Annotated in this window: 13 protein-coding genes, 1 tRNA gene and 1 pseudogene; 14 read left to right on the top strand and 1 reads right to left on the bottom strand. The window is 57.1% G+C overall.

All coding sequences use genetic code 11. From position 1 onward, the window contains the following. Position 1: 1 nt before the first annotated feature. A complete protein-coding gene (rnd, locus tag AC0V6V_RS13925) occupies positions 2 to 1,252 on the bottom strand; it encodes a ribonuclease D (protein ID WP_486165918.1) in 1,251 nt (416 codons plus the stop codon). A gap of 205 nt (positions 1,253 to 1,457) precedes the next feature. On the opposite strand from rnd, the gene aspS reads away from it, so the two are divergent. From aspS to AC0V6V_RS13995, 14 genes and pseudogenes are all read left to right on the top strand, one after another. Further along, positions 1,458 to 3,269 (top strand): aspartate--tRNA ligase, encoded by a 1,812-nt coding sequence (gene aspS, locus AC0V6V_RS13930; protein WP_486166383.1) that lies wholly within the window; start codon positions 1,458 to 1,460, stop codon positions 3,267 to 3,269. A 114-nt stretch (positions 3,270 to 3,383) separates the two neighbouring features. Then, positions 3,384 to 4,388: a tetratricopeptide repeat protein gene (locus AC0V6V_RS13935; RefSeq protein ID WP_486165919.1), complete on the top strand. Its 1,005-nt coding sequence runs from the start codon at positions 3,384 to 3,386 to the stop codon at positions 4,386 to 4,388. A 56-nt stretch (positions 4,389 to 4,444) separates the two neighbouring features. After that, positions 4,445 to 5,230, top strand: a complete 786-nt coding sequence (locus AC0V6V_RS13940; RefSeq protein WP_486165920.1) for a hypothetical protein — start codon at positions 4,445 to 4,447, stop codon at positions 5,228 to 5,230. Between the two features lie 106 nt (positions 5,231 to 5,336). After that, positions 5,337 to 5,573 (top strand): acyl carrier protein, encoded by a 237-nt coding sequence (locus AC0V6V_RS13945; RefSeq protein ID WP_472639148.1) that lies wholly within the window; start codon positions 5,337 to 5,339, stop codon positions 5,571 to 5,573. A gap of 130 nt (positions 5,574 to 5,703) precedes the next feature. After that, complete coding sequence (gene fabF, locus AC0V6V_RS13950; protein WP_472644819.1) at positions 5,704 to 6,963, top strand: beta-ketoacyl-ACP synthase II; 1,260 nt, start codon at positions 5,704 to 5,706, stop codon at positions 6,961 to 6,963. A 5-nt stretch (positions 6,964 to 6,968) separates the two neighbouring features. After that, positions 6,969 to 7,937 (top strand): endolytic transglycosylase MltG, encoded by a 969-nt coding sequence (mltG, locus tag AC0V6V_RS13955; protein WP_486165921.1) that lies wholly within the window; start codon positions 6,969 to 6,971, stop codon positions 7,935 to 7,937. A gap of 55 nt (positions 7,938 to 7,992) precedes the next feature. After that, positions 7,993 to 8,511, top strand: a complete 519-nt coding sequence (locus AC0V6V_RS13960) for a 2'-5' RNA ligase family protein (protein WP_486165922.1) — start codon at positions 7,993 to 7,995, stop codon at positions 8,509 to 8,511. A gap of 122 nt (positions 8,512 to 8,633) precedes the next feature. After that, positions 8,634 to 8,710, top strand: a tRNA-Met gene (locus AC0V6V_RS13965). Between the two features lie 526 nt (positions 8,711 to 9,236). Then, the gene (locus tag AC0V6V_RS13970; protein ID WP_486165923.1) at positions 9,237 to 10,397 is read left to right on the top strand and encodes a TIGR03032 family protein; all 1,161 of its coding nucleotides are present in this window, start codon (positions 9,237 to 9,239) and stop codon (positions 10,395 to 10,397) included. A 107-nt stretch (positions 10,398 to 10,504) separates the two neighbouring features. Beyond that, positions 10,505 to 22,204, top strand: coding sequence for a hypothetical protein (locus AC0V6V_RS13975; RefSeq protein WP_486165924.1), 11,700 nt, complete (start codon positions 10,505 to 10,507; stop codon positions 22,202 to 22,204). 539 nt (positions 22,205 to 22,743) lie between these two features. Then, complete coding sequence (locus AC0V6V_RS13980) at positions 22,744 to 23,067, top strand: hypothetical protein (protein WP_486165925.1); 324 nt, start codon at positions 22,744 to 22,746, stop codon at positions 23,065 to 23,067. A gap of 39 nt (positions 23,068 to 23,106) precedes the next feature. Continuing rightward, positions 23,107 to 24,456 (top strand): annotated as a pseudogene (locus tag AC0V6V_RS13985) (IS3 family transposase). 205 nt (positions 24,457 to 24,661) lie between these two features. Then, positions 24,662 to 25,174, top strand: a complete 513-nt coding sequence (locus tag AC0V6V_RS13990) for a hypothetical protein (RefSeq protein ID WP_486165926.1) — start codon at positions 24,662 to 24,664, stop codon at positions 25,172 to 25,174. A gap of 15 nt (positions 25,175 to 25,189) precedes the next feature. After that, positions 25,190 to 25,882: a hypothetical protein gene (locus AC0V6V_RS13995; protein WP_486165927.1), complete on the top strand. Its 693-nt coding sequence runs from the start codon at positions 25,190 to 25,192 to the stop codon at positions 25,880 to 25,882. Positions 25,883 to 25,963: the final 81 nt, after the last annotated feature.

A 25,963-nucleotide genomic window follows, 5' to 3' on the forward strand; every position in this document is an offset into this window, starting at 1 on the left:
TCTATTCGGCCGCTGCCGTCTCCGCATCGGCTTCTGCCTCTGCCGCATCATCGCTAGCCGCAGCGGCCTCTTCCATGCTCGCCTGCATATCGTCGATGTGGGTCATGGCGAGCTTGCCATTTTTCACCGCAAATCCGAGCTTGCCCTCGACCAGTTCCAGCGCATCTTTGCCAAATACTTCGTAGCGCCAGCCTTGCAGCACTTTGAGGTCGCGCACACCGGCGGCGAGGGCTTCCATCTCGTCGGCTCTGGTGAGCAAGCGCGAGGCCACATCGATCTCGCGCGCCCGGATTTTCAGGAGCAGTTTCAGAAGGTCGGCGACCAATGCGCCTTCCTTGCCCAGAGGCGCCCCGCGTTTCATCTTCTCGGGAAGCTCGCTCTTGGGCAGCGGCTCGGCCTCTTCGATGACGCGCATCAGGCGCTTGCCAATATCATTGTCACGCCAGGCGGAGGACAGCCCGCGCACTTTGGCGAGATCAGCTTGTTTCTTGGGCGGATGGCTGGCGATGTCGGCCAAGGTCTCATCGCGCATGATCCGGCCGCGCGGAATATTCTTGTGCTGCGCTTCGCCTTCGCGCCAAGCGGCTAGACCCTTCATCCGGCCCAGCACCGCTGGATTACGGCCCGGCTGGCGAATGCGGCGCCAGGCATTGTCTGGATTGACGATGTAATTGCTCGCATCGGCAAGCTTTTCCATCTCCGCATCGAGCCAGCGCCCGCGCCCCGTCTTGATCAATTTCTTGAGCATCTTCGGGAAGATTTCAGACAGGTGCGTCACATCGCCGATGGCGTATTCGATCTGCCGGTCGGTCAGCGGGCGGCGGCTCCAATCAGTGAAGCGCGCGCCTTTGTCGATTTGCAGGCCCAGCCAGCTATCGACCAGATTGGCGTAGCCGATTTGCTCAGACTGGCTGATCGCCATCATCGCGATTTGGGTATCGAAAATGGGGAAGGGGGTCTTACCGGTCAGGTTGACGATGATCTCAACATCTTGCCCGCCCGCGTGGAAGACTTTGAGCACTTCGTCATTTTCGCACATCAGATCGAGCAGCGGCGTGAGATCAATCCCATCGGCTAGCGGATCAATCGCCGCGGCCTCTTCCTCATTGGCGATCTGCACCAGGCACAGTTCCGGCCAATAGGTATTTTCGCGCATGAATTCGGTGTCGATGGTGACAAATTCAGATTTCGCCAAACGCTCGCAAAGGTCGCTTAGAGCGTCGGTCGTGGTAATCAGATCATGTATTTTCATATCTGTCTTTTCAGTGTGTCAGGCGGAGTACCGCCTCCGGGCGTGAGCCCATTGATGATTGCTTGGCATGCGTGAAACTTGACAAAGCCCCGCGCTTGCCCTGTTAGCGCGCGCATATTGATATGCGCTTTAAACTAGGCCACGCCATGCAATCATTGCTGGCGCGCCTTTAGCGCCATACTCTCGAACAGGACAAGAGTTTAGCATGCACGCTTATCGTACCCATACTTGCGCACAGTTAAGTGAAGCCAATGTCGGCGAAACCATTCGCCTTTCTGGCTGGATTCACCGCAAACGTGACCATGGCGGCGTGTTGTTCGTCGATCTGCGCGATCATTATGGCATCACGCAAATCGTTGCGGACGAGGATTCGCCTGCCTTGCCGATCCTCGATTCGTTGCGCGCGGAAAGCGTAGTGACGATTGATGGCGAGGTGAAAGCGCGTTCGGCAGAGACAGTGAACAGCGGTCTGCCAACCGGCGCGATCGAAGTGTTCGCTCGTGCGGTGGAAGTGCAAAGTGCGGCGGAAGAACTGCCGATGCCGGTTGCTGGTGAACAGGAATATCCTGAGGACATTCGCCTCAAATACCGCTTCCTCGATTTGCGGCGTGAAACCATGCACCGCAACATCATGCTCCGCAGCCAGGTGATCACCTCGATCCGTGGGCGCATGATCGACCAGGGGTTCACCGAGTTTCAGACGCCGATCCTGACGGCTTCCTCACCAGAGGGCGCGCGCGACTTCCTGGTGCCAAGCCGCATGCATCCGGGCAATTTCTATGCGCTGCCCCAAGCGCCGCAGATGTTCAAACAGATGCTGATGGTCAGCGGCTTTGATCGTTATTTCCAGATTGCGCCGTGTTTCCGCGACGAAGACCTGCGCGCTGATCGGAGCCTGGAATTCTACCAGCTCGACTTTGAAATGAGCTTTGTGACGCAGGAAGATGTGTTCCAGACGTTGGAGCCGGTTCTTGCGGGCGTCTTCGCTGAGTTTGCCAATGGCAAGAGCGTGACCGCCTCGGGCGACTTCCCGCGCATTCCATATGCTGAGGCGATGCTGAAATATGGCAGCGACAAGCCTGATCTGCGCAACCCGCTGATCATTTCTGATGTCACCAGCCATTTTGAGAAATCCGGCTTTGGCTTGTTTGAAAAGATTGTGGGCGGCGGCGGCGTGGTTCGCGTGGTGCCTGCGCCAAACACCAATGGGAAGAGCCGCAAGTTCTTCGACGATATGAACAATTGGGCGCGCGGTGAGGGCTTTGCTGGCCTCGGCTATGTCACCCGCAAGGGCGGCGAGTTTGGCGGTCCGATTGCCAAGAACCACGGTCCTGACCTGATGGCTCAGCTCTATGACGAGCTCGACCTTGGCCCAGACGATGGCCTATTCTTTGCTGCTGGCAAGGAAAAGGACGCAGCGAAATTAGCAGGTGCCGCTCGCACTCAGGTTGGCGAGCAACTTGGTCTGATTGAAGAGAACTGCTTCAAGTTTTGCTGGATCGTCGATTTCCCGATGTTCGAGTACGACGAAGACGCCAAGAAGGTCGATTTCAGTCACAACCCATTTTCCATGCCGCAGGGCGAGATGGACGCGCTGGAAAATCAGGATCCGCTTGAGATCAAAGCGTGGCAATATGACATTGTCTGCAACGGCTATGAGCTGTCCTCCGGTGCAATTCGGAACCACCGCCCGGACATCATGTACAAGGCGTTTGAGATCGCTGGTTACTCTAAGGAAGACGTTGACCGCGAGTTCGGCGGGATGATCGAAGCGTTCAAGCTTGGTGCACCTCCCCACGGTGGCTCTGCGCCGGGCATTGACCGGATCGTAATGCTGCTGGCGGGCGAAGAGGCTATCCGCGAAGTGATCGCATTCCCGATGAATCAGAAGGGTGAAGACCTGATGATGGGCGCGCCGAGCAAAGCGGAATTGCCGCAATTGCGCGAGCTGTCCCTGCGGGTGATTGAGCCGCCGAAGAAGGAAGGCGATGCGGCGAAACCCGCGGCAAGTAGCTGACCCGCCAGTCTTTGCTCCGGCGAATATATCGCAGCTGTAGCGGGCAAAACCGGTTCACCTTTCCCTAATCTGCAGGGCGCGATAGAATACGCTCAGGGCAATTGGGGAATCGGCATGACGTTCACAAAATGGGCACGAGCTGGAGCGCTATGCGCCGGGTTGGCATTGGTTGCTACGCCGGCAAACGCAGAGACGCTGACTGTGGGTGCGCACATGCCCGCGACGACGGATGCTGGGCTCGAGATCGAAACGATTTCTGTCGATACGCTGAGCGGCAGCAAAGGCGCGCAGCTCGCCTATGAACTCAAAGATGCTCTGCAAAAGGCGCGCGCTCAAAATGAGCCGTGGTTTGATGTGATAACCATCGGTGGCGCGCCCGTGGATGCCATCATCCAAGGCAGCGCCAGCATTCAATCCTCGGTTATTGAGTTGGAGCCAAAGGGCGAGCGCAAGTGCGCTGAGAAGGACGATGATAAGAAGTGCGTCCGTTATCGGACGACCTATTACGATTGTAGCCGGACCGAGGTGTCGTTCTATCCTGATATCGAGATCATCGCTCAGGATGGTGCCATTTTATATGCCGCTCGCGATGAAATGACGCGCAGCAAAGAGGCGTGCACCAACAGCAATTCGCAGGCGTCGATACCAGACATGACAGATTCGCTCGTATCGAGCTTCGCTTGGCGGGTGAGAACAGCTCTCGCGCCGCGCTTCCACGAGAGGCAGTACCGCATTCTTGAGCGGCGCAAAGGGCTCGAAAAGGCTGATCGCAAGGCATTTAGAAATGCCGTTAAACTGACAAAGAGCGATGAGGATGCAGCCTGCGATGGTTTCAAGGCGCTGGAGACCAGCAATCCGCAGCAAGTCTCCGTGCTGTTCAATGTTGCGATGTGCCACGAGCGCAATGGCGAGTTTGCGCTCTCGCTTGAGACCTTGCAGCGAGCCTTGGCGATTGAGCCTGAAAAACTGATGGCGCTGGAATCTGTAGACCGCGTTGAAGGGTGGATGCGCGCAGAAGATCAACTCGCGGCACGCACCGAAATCTTGAATCGGCGCTATGCTGATGTCGAAGAACCGAGTGATAGCTCTGAAGGTCTTGGACCAGCTGAAGGTGGATAGGCGCTATATCTGGTGCGCATTGTAACGGAGCAGGTGTGCGGTACGAATAACCGCTTATGACATTCACCCGCCGCTCCGCTGTTCTTGGCTCTTTGGCCGCTGGGATATCAAGCTCGCTGCCGTTGAGTGCATGCGCTCCAAGTCCGGCTAAGCCATCCAGCACAACGCGCCTGCATGTGCTCGGCGCGATCCATTCGAGGCATCGCAGCAGCACAAAATACTCGCTCGACGTGCTGCGAGAGGCAGTGCGCCGGGCAAAGCCAGATGTGATTATCACCGAAATTCCACCTGACCGGCTCGAGGCTGCGAAGGCCGGGTTTGCTGAAACAGGCGCGGTGGCCGAGCCACGAACCAGAGTTTTTCCCGAATATACAGATGTCATTTTTCCACTGAGCCGCGAGATGGACTTCGAGATTCTTGCCGGGGCAGGCTGGACAGAGGCGATTGCAGATGATCGCCGCGAGGCGCTTAAGCAAATCGAAAACGATCCAGCCAGGGCTCAGCAATGGGCTGAGCATTTGGCCGCTCGCAGGCGGTACTCTGTCGAGCTAGACGGCCGCGGCGATGACCCAAGGTTCATTCATACAGCGGAATATGACGCCATCGTAGAGCGCGCCCAGACGCCTTATCAGCGCTATTTCGACGCCGATCTTGGGGCCGGCGGATGGACGCAAATTAACCGCGCGCACAATGACTTAATCAATTCAGCGCTCGATTCCATCACCGGCAAAGGGTTGCGTGCCCTTGTAACTTTTGGAAGTTGGCACAAATATATGATTGCGCGGTCCGTGGCTGCGCGCAGCGATATTGAATTGCTCGACACCCGGGCGCTGTTCGATTGATGCATCCATCACCGCTTGGGACGGGCAATCTTCCCCCCTTGCACTCATGCGCGCCGTTCATTAGGGCGAACGCGAGTTTTACACCCCAAAATTAAGAGGGAACATTATGAGCGATACTGCCGACCGCGTGCAGAAAATTGTTGTCGAACACCTCGGCGTAGAGGCCGACAAGGTTTCGCAAGATGCGAGCTTCATCGACGATCTGGGCGCAGACAGCCTCGACATCGTCGAATTGGTTATGGCTTTCGAAGAGGAATTCGGCGTCGAAATCCCTGACGATGCGGCCGAAAAAATCACCACTGTTGGTGATGCGACCAAATATATCGAAGGCAATAAGGGCTAATCAGCTGAGGCTGACGGCTCGCATTGCGCGCCGATCATTCCATAGCTTTGCCAAAATCACAGGCCCGCGCCCCGAAGTGGGCGTGGGCCTGTAGCGTATTTGAAAGGCCAAGAGCCTCGAAAGGACTGCAATGCGCCGTGTTGTCGTTACCGGTTTGGGCCTCGTCACGCCTCTGGGGGCAGATGTCGAGACCGTTTGGGCGAACTTGATTGCTGGGAAGAGCGGGGCTGGGCCGATTACCAGCTTTGATGCTTCCGATCAGAAATGTCAGATCGCCTGCGAGGTCAAAGGCAAGGATCATGAATACGGATTTGATCCTGACAAGCGCGTTGATGGCAAGATCCAGCGCCAGGTTGATCCGTTCATTGTTTACGGCATTGATGCCGCCGGTCAGGCGCTTGAAGATGCTGGCCTCGAGGACATGGACGATGCGCTGAAGTTGCGCACCGGTTGCTCGATTGGCGCCGGGATTGGCGGCCTTCCGGGCATCGAAAAAGAAAGCGTCAATCTGCATGAGCGCGGCCCTGGCCGGGTCAGCCCGCACTTTGTCCATGGCCGCTTGATCAATCTGGTCACCGGTCAAGTTCAGATCAAATATGGCTTTATGGGCCCCAATCACGCTGTCGTGACGGCTTGCTCCACTGGCGCGCACTCCATTGGTGATGCGGCCCGCATGATCATGCTCGACGATGCCGACGTCATGCTTGCAGGCGGCGCGGAAAGCACTGTGAACCCGCTGGGCATCGCAGGCTTCGCTCAGGCGCGCGCGCTCAACACCAGCTATAACGACCGCCCAACCGAGGCGAGCCGTCCTTACGACAAAGACCGCGAAGGCTTTGTCATGGGTGAGGGCGCGGGCGTTGTTGTCCTTGAAGAATATGAGCACGCCAAGGCACGCGGCGCGAAAATCTATGCCGAAGTGACCGGTTACGGCCTTTCTGGCGACGCCTATCACGTCACTGCGCCTCATCCAGAGGGCAAGGGCGCAGAGCTGGCTATGCGTATGGCGCTTAAGAAGGCGGGACTGTCCGCTGGCGATATCGACTATGTCAACGCGCATGGCACATCGACTATGGCAGACACGATTGAGCTTGCTGCTGTAAAGCGCGTACTCGGCGATGATCTGGGCGGGGCTTCGATGAGCTCGACCAAATCAGCCATCGGTCACTTGCTGGGCGGTGCAGGCGCAGTTGAGGCTGTGTTCTGCGTGCTCGCAATGCGTGACGGCATCGTTCCGCCGACGCTCAATCTTCACAATCCTGACGATGGCACAGAGGGGATCGATCTCGTTCCGCTGACTGCGCGTAAGCGCGACGTGCGGGCCGTGCTCAACAACAGCTTCGGCTTTGGCGGCACCAACGCTTCGCTCGTCATGCAAAAGGTCGACTGAGGCAGATGAAGCGGCTCGGCCTGATCGCTGGCCTCATTTGCGCGCTATTGCTGGCGGCGGGTGCCTATGCGGGCAGCCTTTATCTTGGCTCGGCTACGGTAAAGGTCGAAAGCAGTTTCATCATTCCGGCTGGCGCTTCGCTCAGCTCGGTTGCGCGCAAGCTTGAGGAGGAGGGGCATATCACCTCTTCCGAAGGGTTTGTGATGCGCGCGCGCCTGTTCGGCTCTAGCGATCCGATCCAAGCTGGCGAATTTATGCTCGCGCCGGGCATGACGCAGGGTCAGATCCTATCGACCTTTCAAAGCGGGGATGTGATCCGGCGCTTCGTCACCATTCCCGAGGGCATGCCTTCGATCCTTGTTCACGAACGCCTGATGGCTGAAGAGCTGCTGACCGGTGAGATTGAAGTCCCGGTCGAAGGTTCGGTCCTGCCAGACACCTATGATTTTGAGCGCGGGGAAAGCCGGCAAAAGGTTGTCGAGCGGATGCAGGCGGCGATGGACCTGTATCTTGCAGAAGCCTGGGCAGAGCGCGGCCCCAATATCGCGGTTGATACCATGCGAGAGGCACTGATCCTGGCTGCCATCGTCGAGAAAGAGACGGGCAAAGCATCCGAACGCCGCAAGATCGCTGGGCTCTATTCCAATCGGGTCAAGACAGGGATGCTGCTGCAAGCGGATCCGACGATCATCTATCCGATTACCAAGGGCAAGCCGCTGGGCCGGCGCATTCGCCAGTCTGAAATTGCGGCGGTTAATGGCTACAACACGTACACCCGCGTCGGTTTGCCGGTCGGGCCGATCACCAATCCTGGCAGGGAAAGCATCGCTGCCGTGCTCAACCCGGACCAGACAAGCGCGCTGTTCATGGTGGCGGATGGAACCGGCGGCCATTGGTTCGCCGAGACCTTGGCTGAGCACAACGCCAATGTTGAGAAATGGTACGCGATCCGCCGTGAACGCGGTGAGATGTAGCAGCAGGGTGCATTTGAGTGTGCCCAGTGCGACGCCTCTGAAAGCGATTTAGGACATGGCTCGTCCGTTCATTGTCACTGCCGCTTTGCCGCCTGAGATCGCTGCTTGGGCCGAAGGATTGCGGCGCAAGTATTATCCCGCCCATCGCAATCATTTGCACGCGCATGTCACGATGTTCCATTCCTTTGCACCTTCTTTGCTGGAGGAGCTGAAAAGCTACCTGCCGCGCATCGCAGCGGAATATTCGCCGCTCGAAGGGCGCATTACCGGGGTGATGGATTTGGGGAAGGGCACAGCCATCGCCCTTGAGAGCCCACATTTGCTCAGCCTTCGCGCAGAGATCGCCGATCATTTCCATGGCAGCCTGACGGATCAGGATCTTTACGAGCCGCGCCCGCACATCACGATCCAAAACAAGGTCACGAAAGAGGAGGCGCGCGCTTTGCAAGCGGCCCTAGCGTTGGAGATTGAACCGCGCAGCTTCACGTTTCCTGCGCTGGAACTGCACCTCTATGAAGGTGGGCCGTGGACTTTTGTAAAGCGCGCAGCCTTTCGCAGAGCGCCGCGCCGCTAAATAGAGCACCAGTTCCAGCGCAAACAGTGTCAAACAGGTGTTGACCCGGGCTCTGCCCCCGCCTAAACGCGCCGCCTGCGGTCCGGGCGAAAACACCCTAGAGACCAGCCAGACTTTGGTTTGGCGGAGTAGCTCAGCTGGTTAGAGCAGCGGAATCATAATCCGCGTGTCGGGGGTTCAAGTCCCTCCTCCGCTACCAAACCATGGGATACATCCGCACAATTGTTTGATGAGCCGAATGGTCGCGCTTGCGGGCTTTCCTGACAGGAAAATCGCACTGGCTTGACGAGTTTCAGCGCCTCACAACATCGGCAGAAAATGCCGTGCGTTTCCTGAAAGTATTCTGAACCATCGATGTGCGGAATGATTTGGCGAAGGTTCAATGCCGGACACTGGTCGTTCACAGCCGCGGGAATATGCGCATTCCGTTTGCGACAGGGCGATCCATCGCATTGCGAATTCCGGGTTCGCAGCTGGCCAGCTTGAGAGTCAGGACCACCTGCTGTTGGGCCGCGAATCGGTTTCGACTCGATTCGTGGAATTGACCCAAGATTTTCTGAAATCCGGGTGAAAATCCAAAAAAAGCCCATTTTTCGCAAAAAAAGTGGCTGAAAACGCAAATTACAACGCTTTTACAACGCTTTTACAACGCTCATTACAACGGTCGCCTGTCATCACTGATCCATCTGGAAGCCAATTGTTGGCTGCCAATGAAAGGGTCAGACATGCAAGACACAGCAACCGAGCGGGCAGCGAAAGCGTCGCCAGCACCAACCAAACCAGCAGCATCGACGCCGCAAAGCGTTACAGCGAGCCAGACGCGGCCCAAAGAACCCAAAGCGGAATATTCGCTGTCTGGCGGTTTACTTCAGCGGCTGCATCGAATGAACGCGGCGCTTGCTTTCACATCTTACCAGTCCGGTCTGCTTTATATGCTGGGCAGCAATGCTCAGGGCAAAGCGCAGCTTCACCAATCAGGAATGCCAAAGCCGATGGGTTTGTGTGCGGATGGCAATGGCCGTCTGGTGATGTCGACAGGCGCGCAAATCATGCGCCTGGAAAACGTGCTGGAGCCTGACCAGCGGATCAACCAAACTTATGACGCCTGCTTTATGCCGCGGACACATTATGTGACCGGCCAACTCGACGCGCATGATGTTGGCGCGATGGCCGATGGTTCGATCATGTTCGTTAATACCCGCTTCAATTGCCTCGCCAAGGTGTCTGAGCGCCATTCATTTGATCCGATTTGGAAGCCTGAATTTATCAGCGATATCGTTGATGAAGATCGGTGCCACCTCAACGGTTTGGCGATGCGCCATGGCGCCCCGGCCTATGTCACGGCAGTCTCCAAATCCGACACTATTGATGGCTGGCGCGATCGCCGCGCCGATGGCGGTGTGGTGATCGATGTTAAGTCCGGCAAGATCGTGTGCGAGGGGTTGTCCATGCCGCATTCGCCGCGCTGGCATGATGGCAAGCTGTGGGTGCTGAATGCGGGCACGGGCGAGCTTGGCTATGTCGAAATGCCAAAAGGCAAGGCGAAGATGGGCAAGTTTAAGCCGGTCGCCTTTTGCCCCGGCTTCCTGCGCGGATTGTCGTTCCACGATGGCTTTGCCTTCGTTGGCCTGTCGCGCCCGCGCTACAAACGCTTCGAGGGGCTGGAGCTCGATGAGCGCCTGAAGAAGGCCGACAGCGAGCCATGGTGCGGGGTCCAGGTGATTGACCTCAAATCGGGCAATTGCGCCGATTGGTTCCGGATCGATGGCGACATTGGCGAACTTTATGACATCGAGCTGGTCGAGGGTTTCCGCTGTCCCATGACTGTGTCGCCCAGCTCTACGGATGCGGCGACATTGCTCACCTTTGACAAGCTCAAAACCTAGCCAATCAAGCATCAAAACACCGCATTTTTCGCCGGGCCGATCAGCTCAGCAGCAGACCATTCAAACAAGAATTCGCGCTCAACAATCAGCAGCGCATCGAGGGCAAAATGACACAAGCAAACAACACGAATTCAAGCGCACTGAAGCTCAACAATGTGGCGTTTGGGGCGAACAATTTTCTGCGCTGGAGCCGGTCAGCCATGCTGCGGGGCGGACGTGTCACAAAGTTCAAAGGAATTGCAGCAAGTTTCTCTCCTGAGCTTGGCCTGGTTTGTCCAGGGTCAAGCTCAGAGGCAGTCGGCGGGCAGGGATCATCGACCCTTTCTCTTGCCCGCCGATTGCTAAAATGGTCCGCGGCTCCAGCTGCCCTACTGGCCGCGCAATCGCCCGCCTTTGCACAGGCGCAGGACGAGTGTGTTGAGGGCGCCCCGGGTGAGTTCGTGTGCGAGGACAATGGCGACCCTGCGACGACCGAACAGGATATCTCTGACGGAATCGGTAATGTTCCGGTTGTCGCGGTCATTGAAGATGGGTTCGATATAGATACCTCTGGCACCGGTCAGCGCGGCCTTACTGCCATATCGGCTCGAGGGATCACGATAACGCTGGCTGATGGCGCGCAAAGCACGATCATCGGCGGCACTATCGGTGTACGCCTCGACAACGAAGATAATGGCGCGATCAACGCGGTTCTGGGCAATGTCACCGGCGGAGCAGAGGCTGGTATCTCCATTATCAACACGGCTCCGCAAGGCGGAGGTGTTGCGCTTGATACCACAGCGGGCGACGTCACTGGCGGCGAAAATGGCATCGAAGTTCGCACTGGTGGAGCGGGCGATGTGACCATTGTCACCGGCGACGTAGATGGCGAGGGCGGCGATGGGATCGACATCAACAAAGGTGCTGCGGCTGGTGATGTGATTGTCGACAGTTCCGCAGGCTCGGTGACAGGACAGGTCAACGGTATCGACGTCCTCAGCCAGGGCAGCGGCGTCGTGAATGTGGTGACAGGGGATGTCACCGGCCAGACCGGCGATGGTGTTGAGGTTGGCGGCAATGCCAATGTGAGCGCAATCTTTGTCGACACCAGCGCCGGCGCAGTCAGCGGCGCGCAATATGGGGTCGTCGTCAATAACAATGGCTATGGTGCTGTTACCGTCATTACCGGCGATGTCTATGCCACCAATCGCGACGGGATCGATGTCGACGATGACGGAGAAAAAGGCGCTGGACTTGATGGCACGGATATCACCATCGACAGCTCGGCCGGTTCGGTAACGGCCGGCGAGAAAGGGATCCATGCGCGCAATTTCGATACCGGCGATCTGACGATCATTGCGGGCGATGTCACCGGGCTTTCAAACGATGGTATCACGGCTTCGAATTCCAGTGGCACGGGCGATCTCACCATCGACAGCAGCGCAGGCGCGGTCACAGGACAAGTCAACGGCATTTTCGCTCGCAACAATGGCACCGGCGACACCACCATAACCACGGCCGCCGTGACAGGCGGTGATGATGGGATCAACGCGAGGAACACCGCAGACACCGGAGACCTCACCATCGACAGCAGCGCTGGCGCGGTCAGCGGCGGATCCAGAGGCATCTACGCGCGCAACAATGGCACCGGCGTGCTGAGCATTACAACTGGCGATGTGAGCGGAGTCACGGGGAGTGGCATCTTTGCCGGAAATGGCGAACAAATTGTCCGTGCCGGAACCGACATTGTGATCGACAGTACAGCTGGATCGGTTGTCGCCGCAGCAAATGGCGTCGCTGCGTTCAACAATGGAACCGGCTCGACCAGCGTCACCACAGCGGATGTGACCAGCACGGCGCAGACCGGGATTGATGTCATAAACTATGGTGCAGACACAACCGACCTCACCATCGACAGCAGCGCAGGCGCTGTGCTTGGCGATGTTAATGGGATTTTTGCGCGCAACAATGGCACGGGCGACACCGCCATCACGACTGGCGATGTCGATGGCGAAGACGGCAACGGCATTGACGTAGAGAACGCAGCTCGCACCGGCAATTTGTCTGTCGATAGCAGCGCGGGCACCGTATTTGGTCGATATAGCGGCATAGTCACTCGGAACCAAGGCAATGGCGCGACCACGATCATCACTGCGGACGTGGAGACTGGCGCTGGTGAAGGCGGCATCCGGGATGGCATCTATGCGGTCAATTATTCGAGCGCAACCGATCTGACGATCGACAGCAGCCAAGGCTCAGTTACCGGCGTAATCAACGGCATCTCCGCGCGCAATTACGGGACCGGCGATGCCTCGATCACTACCGGAAATGTGACGAGCACTTACTCGGATGGGGTTAATGCTTACACTAGCTACAGAGCAGGGTCTTTAACAATTGACACAAGCGCTGGTGCGGTTTCCGGCGGTGTTGACGGGATCGAGGTCTTTCACTCTGGCGTGGGCGATCTCACAATTACCACTGGCGATGTTAGCGGCTCAGCCGAAGACGGCATCCGTGCGCGCAGCTATTATGGTGATATCAATATCAACAGCGTCGCAGGCTCGGTTTCCGGCGCGCGAGATGGCATCGACGTCATTCACTATGATCAATCTTTTGGAGGCTACTCTATTGCCATCACGACCGCTGATGTGACCGCAGCAGATGGAGACGGCATCAGGGCGGAGAACGAATACGGCTCTGGCGACATCAGCATCGATTCAAGCGCTGGCGCAGTTACTGGCAGCAATAACGGCATCGACACTTACAATCGCGGCTATGAATCGCGCACCACTATCACCACAGGCGATGTCACTGGACAAAGTGGTTCGGGTATTGTCGCTGGTACATATGGCGTCGGTGCCTATGGCGCTGGCGGAATTGCAATCGACAGTTCGGCAGGCTCCGTTACTGGTGCGACTTACGGCATTGAGGCCACCAATAATGCTCTTGGTGATCTTTCGATCACCACTGCGGACGTGACCGGCCAGTCAGCAGCCGGTATTCTTGCAAGAAACGCCAACGCCTCGACGGGCGACCTGACTATCGACAGCAGCGCAGGTGCGGTGTCTGGCATTTACGGCGGAATTGATGCGCATAACAATGGAGCCGGCTCCACCACCATCACTACCGCAGATGTAAGCTCCTATGGTGAATCTGGCGATGCAATTGAAGCGGTGAACGAGGGCGAAAACCTTGTCATCGATACAACCGCGGGACGGGTTTACGCTTACGATGCCAACGCCATTGATGCGACCAATTCAGGCACGGGTTCAACAACAATCACGACGGCTGATGTTGTTTCCAATACCGGGGGCGCAGCTCTAACGGTCACGAACTACGGAACTGATGTTACGGTTGATACCTCGGCGGGTTCAGTTGCCGGAAACGGACAGAATTCTAGCGGCATAGCCGTGACAAACCGGGGAACGGGCGCTGCGACTATTACCACTGCGAATGTGACCGGCGACACAGCTGGCGGCACCGGGCACGGCGTTGAAATTTACAACGGGATTGATGCCGGCGAACTGATCCTCGACACCAGCGCAGGCGCGGTCACGGGCGCGCAAAACGGCATTTTCGTGCGGAACGCTGCCAATGGTTCGAACGCTGCTGTCATGACGGCAGATGTAACCGGCCTGGCAGCGGACGGCATCTTTCTGACCGATCAAGGCGAGAATAGCGATGGAGCGGACCTTACGCTTGATAGCACTCTTGGCAGTGTCACGGGCGCTGTCGACGGTATCGAAGCGCTTAACTTCGGCACTGGCGATCTGTCCATCACAACCGCCAATGTCGATGGTGAGGCCGCCGATGGCATCAATGCAACCAACCAAGGACCGGGTACTGGCGATCTTAACATCAATAGCTCCGCTGGGTCTGTTACCGGCAACGGTTCCGGCATTGTGGCCACTAACAACGGCACCGGCGAAACGACAATCACTACCGGTGATGTAACGGGTGCACAGTTTGGGATACGCCTATCTGCTGGAGGCGGTTCCGGCGCAGTTTCGGTCAACACTGTTCAGGGTGAGGTTTCTGGCGGAACGGGTGCCGGCGTAAGTGTGGCGCATAACGGCACCGGGGATCTTGTCATCACGACTGGCCGTGTTTCTAGTAACACAAATAGTGGTATCAATGCTTTTACGGCTACAAATACTGCCGATCTAATCGTGGATTCCAGCGCAGGCGCCGTATCCGGGGGCAATTACGGAATCAGCGCCAGCCAGAACGGGACTGGCGATCTGATTGTCACGACTGGCGATGTGACCGGTGGCAATGACGCTCTTGGCCTTGTTAACAATGTGGGTGATCGCACACTTGTTGATACCTCAACCGGTGTCGTAACCGGCGGCGTGAACGGTATCAGAGTGAGAGCTGGTGTTGCGCCCGGCGCGATTTCCGTCACCACAGCGCAAGTCACTGGTGAAATCGCCAACGGCATTTACATCACCGCAAATTATGCCGAGGCCATCGTAATTGACAGCACCGCAGGCGCGGTCTCGGGCAATAGTCGAGGCATCTTCGTCGATCATGAGGGCAGCGGCGCGACAACGATCACCACTGCAAACGTTGCTGGCACCAATAGTGATGGGATCTATGTAAATAATGCAACGGGCACGACCGACCTCACTATCGACACCACTGCTGGCGCGGTTACAGGCGGTCGCAACGGCATCGGTGCTGAGAACAATGGCTCAGGCGCGACAACAATCACCACGGCGGATGTTGCTGGCGCCGGTGAAATCGGCATTCTCGCTGGGATCAATGCAGTAAATGACACAACCGCAACCGATCTGACGATCGACAGCAGCGCAGGCAGTGTAAACGGCCAAGCCTTCGGCATTTACGCGATCAATTACGGAACGGGCCAAACAAGCATCACAACTGCAAATGTGAATGCCGATGGCGTTGGTATTGGGGCGCTATCTTACGGTACGAGTGGCTTCACGATCGACAGTACTGCGGGTGCGGTTCAAGCGGGTAATGTTGGCATTGCCGCGCTTCATTTTGGGACTGGCGATCTCACCATCACGACAGGCGATGTCACAGGCGAATTTGGAGACGGGATCATCGCTTACAGCGAGGCGGTCTCTGGCGATATCATTATCGACAGCTCTGCTGGCGATGTGACCTCACGTGAGGAAGGCGTTACCGCGGTCCACAGTGGTTCTGGCGCTATATCAATCACCACTGGCAATGTGACCACCACTGATGCCGTTGCGGTCTTAGCTTATGCGTACGCGGGTACTGACGGCATTCTGGTCGACACCAGTGCTGGTGCAGTGATGAGCGGCTATCGCGGGATTGAAGTGCGTAACGAGGGCAATGGTGACACTGTGATCATCACCGCCGATGTGACGGGCAGTGACGAGATTGGCATTCAGGCCACTATCAATAATGGAGCCACCGGCGACCTGACAATCGACAGCAGCGCGGGTGCGGTTACCGGCGGCATTGCGGGTATTCAGGCCCGCAACAACGGCACAGGCGATGTCAACATCACAACCGCCGCTGTAACTGGGCAATCTGGCAATGGGGTCGATATCTTCAACGATATCATTGGCGGAGAACTGATCCTCGACACCAGCGCAGGCCCTGTAGAAGGGGCTCTGAATGGCATTTTAGCACGCAATTATGCCGACGGGCAAAATGCCACGATCACCACTGCTGATGTCACCGGCCTTGCCGAAGACGGCATCAATGTGCGCGATGATGGAGAGATCGGCAACGGCGCGGATATCACGATTGATAGCACGCTTGGCACCGTGACTGGCGCTGAAGATGGGATCGAGGCGTCGAACTTTGGAACCGGCGATCTTTCGATCACTACCGCTAATGTCAACGGCTCCGATGGCGACGGCATCAATGCGTTGAACTTCGATAGCAATGCCGGGGATCTTAGCGTGGATAGCACCGCGGGCAGTGTCACGGGTGAGGACGATGGGATCTATGCAAGTAATCGGGGTTCTGGCAGCGTTGCTATCATTACCGGAGACGTTACCGGGAATGATGGCTTTGGTGTTACGGGTATCAATTCCGGCACCGATTTGGCAATTGATACCACGGCAGGGTCTGTCTTTGGAGGCAATGAAGGCATCAATGCCCGCAACGATGGTACTGGATCGTTAACAGTCATCAGCGCGGACGTGGTTGGCGGCGTAGACGAAGGCATTCAGGCCTTTAACTATGGGACAAGTCTGACGATCAATAGCTCGCTCGGCAGCGTGTCGGGTCAAGGTGGCGGCATTTATGCAACCAATGGAGGCTATTCCTCAGACAATAGCGCGGTCGAGGCGCTTTCGATCACCACTGGCGATGTCGTCGGATATGGCGAGGAAGGCATTGAAGCGCGCAATTTCGGGACTGATCTTACCATAGATACATCGGCTGGATCGGTATCGAGCGAGAGGGATAATTCCAGTTCAACCCCAGGTGCAAATGGTGGTTTCGGCATCGCGGCTTTGAACTATGGTTCGGGCACCTTGTCGATCGCCAGCGCTAATGTTTCGAGCCTAAGCATCGATGCCATTTACGCACGGAACGAAGGCACTGATCTTTTAATTGATAGCAGTGTTGGAACCGTGAGCGGCGGGGCAGATGGCATAAATGCGCGCAATAACGGCAGCGGCGATACCGTAATAACAACAGCAGATGTGATCGGCGGTGAGAACGGTGTTACCGCGAACCATTTTGGTGCCAATCTCACGATTGATACCAGCGCGGGTGCCGTTTCAGGCGCTAGCGTAGGGATTGACGCGTATTCCTTCTCTATAGGCCAAACCTCTGTAGTGACCGGAAATGTCGTTGGCGGCGAAGATGGCATCACCGCTACCGCAATGGGAGGCGATCTTGCGATTGATAGCTCGGCTGGTTCTGTCACAGGCGGCCAAACTGGCATTGATGCATTGCTGATAGCCGGCGACACCGCCGCGATTGTAACTGGCAATGTGACCGGCACCGCAGGCGATGGCATCTACGCTCGAACTGGTAGTTCCTCCGAAACGCTCGACATTGACACCAGTGCAGGCGCAGTGGTTGGCGGCAATCGCGGCATCTTTGCCGACCATCAAGGCTCAGATGATCTGACGATCACGGTCGGCAATGTGACGGGCCAGGGCGCTGAGGGTATTCTGGCCTCCACGTCGCAAGACACCGCCAACATTATTGTCACTGGCGGGGAAGGCGTTGCCAGCAACGTCGTTGGCGCAACAACCGGCATCGCTCTTTCAACGCAAGGCGCTGACATCACCGTTATGGGGATCGACAGCGTGACGGGACAAGCAGGCGATGCGCTGAACCTTGTCTCGAACGGCGGCAATATCGCGGTCAGCGACATTGGCACGATCACAGGGCTTGGCGGCAATGGCATCTTTGCCAATGCTGACACCGGCAATATCACGATCGACAATGTTGGCCTGATCGGAGGGATCACTGCGACTGATGGCGTGGGCATTGCGGCCTATGCCGACAATGGCGGCACGATCACCATCGGCACCTCGGGCGAGGTTTCAGGCACGACATATGGCGTGGATGGCTCTGCTCCGGGCGGCGCGGGTGATATCACGATCAACACCACCAACTATGCTGTGAATGCAGCGGTCGGTATCCGCGCGGTCAATCTGGGCAGCGGCAACACCAGCGTGACGACTGCGGATGTCACCGGCACAGGCGGCGAAGGCATTCTCGCATCTGCGGATGGCGGCGATGTCCTGGTGGACACAGTGGCCGGTACGATCACCGGCCTTACCGATGGCATTGAGGCTAGCAACAGTCAGGACGGCAATATCGTAATTACGACAGCCAATGTCACTGGCACGACAGCAGCTGGCATAAGCGCGATCAGCGACGGTGATAGCATTGCTATCGACAGCACAGCGGGCCGAGTCAGCGGCGGTACGAACGGTATCGAAGCATCCAATCGAATCTCTGGTGGCATCACGATAACGACTGCCGATGTATCGGGCGCAGCCGGCAATGGTATCGAGGCACGCAGCGCTGAGTTTGGCGATGGTCTGACAATTGATAGCAGCGCGGGCAGTGTTGAGGGCGGCCTGTCGGGTATTGTCGCCAATAACAATGGCGGCGCGTTTAACATCACAACTGCAAACGTTTCAGGTGAAGTCGGCGACGGTATCAGTCTCGACAACAGTGATTTCAGCGGCGATCTTTCAGTCAATACAGCGGCGGGTGACGTTGTTGGCGCACAAGACGGCATTGATGTCGACAATAATGCAGGTTTCAGTGGCGCTGCGACCATCGTGACCAGCAGTGTTACAGGCGGTGACAATGGGATTGCTGTCCGCAACTTTGCAGATGCGCTCACCATCAACTCGGCGGCGGGAACCGTCACCGGCGGCCTTGATGGCATCACGGCGGACCACCGCGGCAGTGGCGCTTTGGCGATCATCACAGCAGGCGTTGACGGCGGCCAGAACGGCATTACCGCGCGCAGCAACGGTATCGACCTGCTCGTCAATAGTGCAGCAGGTGCGGTTTCTGGCGGCGCGGTAGGCATTGATGCTCTGCATGAGGGCACTGGCACAGTCACGATTATCGCTGCCGATGTGACTGCCAATGGCGGTGACGGCATCAACGCGGCCAATGCTGCGTCTGGCGCTGATCTGATCATCAACTCGGCGGCGGGCACAGTCACAGGCTCTGAAGCTGGGATCGATGCGGAAAGCAATGGCGCGGGCGCGCTGATCATTACCTCCGCCAGCGCTGTAGGAACAGCGGACGACGGGATTGCAGCAGATGCCAGTGCGGCTGGCACAGACCTGCTGATCAACAGCGTCGCTGGCAACGTCAGCGGCGGTCAAAACGGCATCGCAGCCAGCAATCTGGGCACGGGCGGGGTGATTGTCGTTTCTGCTGGCGCTGAGGGCGCTGTGGGTGATGGGATCAGCGCAGCGAACAGCGCGTCAGGTCTGGGCGTCACCATCGACAGCAGCGCGGGCGCGATCAGCGGCGGCACCAATGGTGTTGCGGCGGTCAATCAAGGCTCAAGCGTGCTGCTGATCACCACTGCCAATGCGTCCGGCGTAGCAGGGGCGGGCATCCTCGCCTCAAACACTGGGCTGGATACGATTGTGAATTCCACCGCTGGCACGGTTAGTGGCGGAACGGACGGCATAAGCGCAGTCAATGAGGCGGGCTTGTTAGCTGTGAACACCGCTGATGTCAGCGGCGCAGCGGGCCAAGGCATAAGCGCTGAAAATGCGGGAACTGAGCTGATCATCAACTCTTCGGCAGGCATGGTTTCCGGCTCGCAAAACGGGATCCTGGCGGACAACCAGGGCACCAGCATTCTGAACATCACGACGGCCGATGTGACCGGTGAGAATGCCGCTGGTATTTCTGCCACAAATAGCGGCACAGACCTGCTGGTGTTCTCTGACACAGGCAGCGTGAGCGGCCAGACAGACGGTATTTCGGCCATCAACAACGGCTCAGGCTTCCTTTCGATCATCAGCGGCAATGTTGATGGCGCAGAAGGCCAAGGCATCAGCGCGGTCAACTCTGGCACAGACCTAGTGATCGACAGCAGCGCGGGAGCGGTGACGGGAAGTATCAACGGAGTGGATGCCGATAACAGCGCTGGCACCGGCATTGTCAGAGTTACGACAGCCGATGTGACCGGAACGGCTGCGATTGGCATTCTGGCGACGAGCACGGGCGGGAGCATCGACGTCAACAGCAATGCAGGCGCAGTGACCGGCGCGACTATCGGTATTCAGGCGCAGCAATCGGGCGCCGGCGATATCACCATGCTGGTGAATGAAGTGACCGGCGCGGTTGGGATTGATACCAATGCGACCAGCGGTGCGACTGAGATCACGCTTGGTTCGACTGCGATTGTTACGGGCACGGCGGGCTTCGGCATTGATGCACGCTCAACTGGCGGCGCAATCACGGTGCTAGGTTCCTCGGGTAGCGTCATTGGCGCGACCGATGGCATCTATGTGCGGCCAACCACGGGTGATATTACCATCGCCAATATCGATCTGGTCGAAGGACTCGCAGGCGATGGCCTTGATCTGCTCACGGCAGGCGGCGCTATCACCGTGAGCGACATTGATGCGGTTATCGGCACAGGCGGCAATGGCATCACCGCGACGACCTCTGGCGGCGTGATCGATATCCAGAACGCTGGCGATATCACTGGCTCGGTCTCTGGTATCGCGGCGACAACCTCGGGCGCTGGCACAATCGGCATCATTGTTGGCGGCGATACGACCGGCGCGCAAAACGGGATTGATGTCTCGAGCGCAGGCGGCGCGGTTTCCATCAGCAATACCGGCGCATTGAGCGGCGGCGACTTTGCTGTCCTCGCTAGTGGAGTGGACACAGGCGTGATCACGCTGGACAATGCTGGCACACTCGCCAACGCAGTGCAGCTTTCCGCAAACGACGACCAGTTCCTGAACTCCGGTACGTTCAACGCGGCAGGGATCAGCGACTTTGGCGAAGGCGAGGATACACTCACCAACTCCGGCACATTGTTCATCGCGGCCTCAGCTCAGTTTGACCGTTTGGAACAATTGCAAAGCTCCGGCCTCATTGATCTGTCCAATGGCCGCGCCGACGGGACGCTTTCCATTGCGGGTGATTTCGCCGGAGACGGCGGGCAGCTCGGCCTCGATGTCAGCTTCGCCGCTGGCACAGGCGATCTTCTGACAATCGACGGGGCTGCAACCGGCAACACCGGTCTGGTGATCAATGTCGTCGATGGCGATTTCTCGCTCGGCAACGACGTCCTCATCGTTGATGCTGGTGCGGGCACAGAGGCAAGCGCCTTCAGCGTAGTGGCAGGCGCGGGATCGGCCACACCGTTCCTCGCCTTTGAGCTAAATTTCGATGCGGCAACAAACGACTTCCTCGTCGCAATCGAGCTTGAAGACCGCGTCTTTGAAAGCACCAAGATCGCCGAGGCGGCGCAGGCTCTTTGGTATCGCAGCGCCGATGCCTGGGCTGACCACCGCGCCTCGGCCCGCTTTGGTGGGTCTGATGCGTCTCCTGCGTGGGCGGTCGCTTATGGCTCCGTGACTCAGCGTGATGAGCAGTTTGCCGATCCAACTGGATTTGGGCTGGCCGATACCAATCTTGATTACGAGCAAGATTTCTTCGGCTTCCAAGGCGGCGCGGATCACAAGCTTGGTGACAATCTGACCCTGGGTGTAACTGGCGGCTATCTCAGCTCCAGCTTCCGTCGGGATTTGACCGGCACCCGTGCTGTGTTCGATGTGCTCAATATCGGCCTGTCGGCATCGTTTGAGACGGACGGCTTCTTTGCGGACGCATTGCTCAAATATGACAGCATTTTGGGTGATTTGTCTGATCCGGCACAGGGCGGTTTCACCGGCCAGCTTGATGGCCAGGCTTATGGTGCCCGGATCGATGCGGGCTACCGGATTGGCGGCGAGCGCTTCTATGTCGAGCCGCGCGTCAGCCTGGACCTACAACGCACGGATCTGGACGATCTCATCGTCGATGCGGCAAGCTTCGAGTTCGACAACCTCGATGGCCTGCGCGGCGCCGCGGGCATTCGCCTCGGCGGCTATGGTAAAACCGGCGGTAGCACTAGGATCGGCTACTTCCTTGATGCCAGCGCCGTGCGCGAATTCAGCGGCGAGGCAGACGTTCGCTTCCGCGTATCGGGCGATGCTGTTGACTTTCAGAACAACCCGCAAGGCACCTATGGCCACGTCGAGGCCGGGATCACACTCGATGGCGAAGGGCCGATCTCCGGTTTCTTCCAAGTCGAAGGCGACGCCGGCTCAGATTACTCCAGCTTCGGCAGCAAGGTGGGCGTGATCTTGAAGTTCTAAAGGGGGAGCCTAGCCGGTCGCAGAGTTGCGAACCGGCTGGGTCCCAATGCTAAAGGAGCGGAGTGTGCGTCCAATCGGCTGGGCCAGCTCTTTTTCCAATAAATGAGATATTTGCTTTGGATGGGGAAGCGGGCAAACGATCAAATTTGACCTTCGAGACTTTTCTACGGGCAAACTATTGTGCGTTGTCGAACTTAATTGGATCAGTCGCCTGCAGAACGACGGCAGCGTTGGGATGGAACTCCAAACCAGACAGTCGGCTTACGGCCCAGATGCCGACTGCGCGTCATGCTCTTCTTTGGCCACGCAATCAGTTGCGGTCAGGTTGAGCGTCTCCTATCACGCTTCAGCGCTCAGCCAACTCTGAGCGTTAGGCTTTAGAACCTCCATATGCACGCGCCGGTCGAAATTCCATCGACCGGGTGGCCGCACACGTATGTCCAGAGCTTCGCATAAAGGTGGCGGCGCTTCGTGCGTGCATGGAGTTCTAAACACCCGGTTCCGATCTTGTGATGCCTCTGAACAATTAGGAGGCAAAAATGCAAATCACATCTACGGTAGTCGCGCTCTTTCTGTCTGCAGCACAGCAAGCCGATACATCCGCACCCAGCGCTGAGGAATTGCAACCCGATCTCACGCCCTATTTCAAAAATTGGCTGGAGAACAACGCGAAAGACCCCGACTCGATCAAATTGAAGCTGGTCACTCCAGCTCGCCGCGAAGACATTGTGTTGAAGCGCGGTTTCCTTGGAAAGAAGCAATCGTCCGGGGTGGTCGCTTGTTATCGGTTCAACGCCAAAAATTCATATGGCGCATATGTTCTCCATCAGCGCCTATGGCACAGATTAGCGGTTGAAGTTTAGGAGAGTTTTGGTTCTCGTCGTAGTGACGAAGGAACGAAGATGAGAACCAAAAAATCGCAGTCGAAACAGCCTGCCGAGCAGGTTTTGAAGGACATCCGCCGTCGGACGCGGCGGCACTTCTCAGCAGAAGACAAGATCAGGATAGTGTTGGAAGGTCTGCGCGGCGATGACAGCATTGCCGAGCTGTGCCGGCGTGAAGGGATCGCCCAGAGCCTGTATTACACTTGGTCCAAGGAGTTCATGGAAGCAGGCAAGCGTAGGCTTGCTGGCGATACAGCCCGTGCTGCGATCACGGATGAGGTGAAGGATCTGCGTAATGAGGCGCGTGATCTGAAGGAGTGCGTGGCTGATCTGACCCTGGAGAACCGGTTGCTCAAAAAAGCATGACCGGGCTTGGGGGAGGCGACGCATGAGATACCCTGCATCCGAGAAGCTCGAGATCATCAAGCTCGTTGAACAGTCGCACCTACCAGCCAAGCAAACGCTTGATCAGCTCGGTGTGGCGCGGCGCACCTTCTACCGCTGGTACGATCACTACCTTGAAGACGGACCTGAAGCTCTGGAAGATAAGCCTTCAACGCCCAGCAGGGTGTGAAACCGTATTGCGCCTGAGATCCAGGACCAGATCGTCGATATGGCGCTGGAGCATAGCGAGCTCAGTCCGCGTGAACTTGCGGTGCGCTTCACTGATGAGAAGCGCTACTTCGTCTCTGAAGCGACCGTTTACCGACTTCTGAGGGCTCATGACCTGATCACCAGTCCTGCTTACACGGTGATCAAGGCGGCAGACCAGTTCCACATGCAAACCATGCGACCGAACGAGATGTGGCAGACGGACTTTACCTACTTCAAGATCATCGGGTGGGGCTGGATGTACCTCTCCACCATGCTCGATGATTACTCGCGCTACATCATCCGCTGGAAGCTGTGCACCACCATGCGAGCCGAAGACGTCACTGAGACGCTCGATATGGCACTTGCCGGCTCAGGTTGTGAGCATGCCCACGTCGAGCACAGGCCCCGCCTGCCGTCCGACAATGGCCCGAGCTACATCGCTGGCGAGCTGGCTGATTACATCAGCGCCAAGAAGATGGATCACGTGCGAGGTGCACCGTTCCATCCACAAACCCAGGGGAAGATCGAACGCTGGCATCAAACCCTGAAGAACCGCATACTGCTGGTGAACTACTTCCTACCCGGTGATCTCGAGGCTCGGATCGAGGCGTTCGTCGACCATTACAACAACCAGCGCTATCACGAGAGCCTCGACTATGTGACACCCCCGACGCCTACTTCGGCAGGGCACCAACCATCATCAAACGAAGAGAAAGGATTAAACGAGAGACGCTAAAACATCGCCGCTTGCTTCACCGCAAGCTAGCCGCCTAAACTGAAACCAACAGACGACGCCAATCCTCCAAACGATCAACTCTCAGTTTGTGCCAAATGTCCTGATGACGGACAGCTTGCGCAATCCTGAGGTCAGACAAATGCGATTGTCCAATCTCGGCATGACTGGCGAGGGCTTTTACAAGCGCCGCGGCAACCGCGGTCTGCCTGATGAAATGTGTGTAGCGTTTTGAAGTCCCACTCATTGCAGGAAGTTGCAATGAAACAAACTATAACCCCGATCATCGCCCTGTTGGTTTCAGCTTGCAGCGATCAAAGCAGCCCTGATCTTTCAGAAGCAGATCCGGCTGAAGCTGCGGCAAAATCCGCTGCGTCTACGCCCATTATTGCAGAAGAATCAGCCACAACAAATGCACTGCCTTGGGACATCCCGATCATGCCCGGCGCGCGCTATGTCAGTGGCAGCACTGAATTTTCACGTACGACAGAGAAACGCGGCGGTGAGGCTAATGCAACGATCGCAGTTGATGGATCGGTGGCTGATATCAGCACCTATTACGAAGGCGTGCTCCCTGAACTTGGCTTTGAGATCACCTTCAACCGAATTTATGATGAAACGACGGGATCGCTGCATACTCAAAATGCCAAAGGCGAACAGTTCCGCGTCGCGGCAATGCGCGGCGGGTCAAATGCGCGTGAAGGAGAGAGCACTGCTGGATTGCTCGCAATCAAACCAAAATTGGCTGTAACAGAGTAGGATTGGCGGAAGCGTATGACTTTACGAATGGGATTTATCATCGCCAACATAATTGGCCTCACCGCCTGCGGTTCGGGCCAGTCGGCTCAGGCCTCGAGCGAGGACACACTGACGAGCACACCGATCTCCTTCGCTGCTGCCACGGGTAAGACGGCTGAAATGCTAGAGGTCGGACCTTGTCCGTTCGTATCTGACGACGTGATGATCTCCAGTGTGCGATCACGTTTTGAGATTGTCCGGCGCGAAGTTTCAAATACCAATTGCCGTTGGTCTTACAATGCAGGTTTCGCGATCGATGTAACGATTGAAGATCTTGCAACTGCCAAGCCTGTTTCCACCCGCCGATACGACATGGATATCGACCCCGTTTTGAGCCCGCAGGATCGGCCAGGCAGGAGAAATCTATCCACCTCTGCATGGGATATCTTTGAAGACGGAGTTACTGGACGCCGAACCGCCGCGTTCCATATCTACGAGCCAGAACCCGGCAAGAAACAGGAATACGAATACTCCAGTTACTTAGCGTATACAGAGGATGACGAAATTCACTATCTGCGAAAGTCCGATTCCGATTTTGGCCTATACGTTCACATTGTTACGCCGCGGCCACAAGGCATAGTCCACGTCACCGTTTTAGACGCCAATGGTGCCCTAACCTTGGTGGCAAAGCGTTTGCAGAATAACTTGCTCACCCGATTGGTGAATTGAAGCGCACAGTAAACTATCAGTTCAACAAGAGTTGATGACAGCCTTAGCTAACACTCAGGTGCGGCGGCTAGACATTCACTT

Source organism: Erythrobacter sp. S249 (assembly GCF_057364975.1).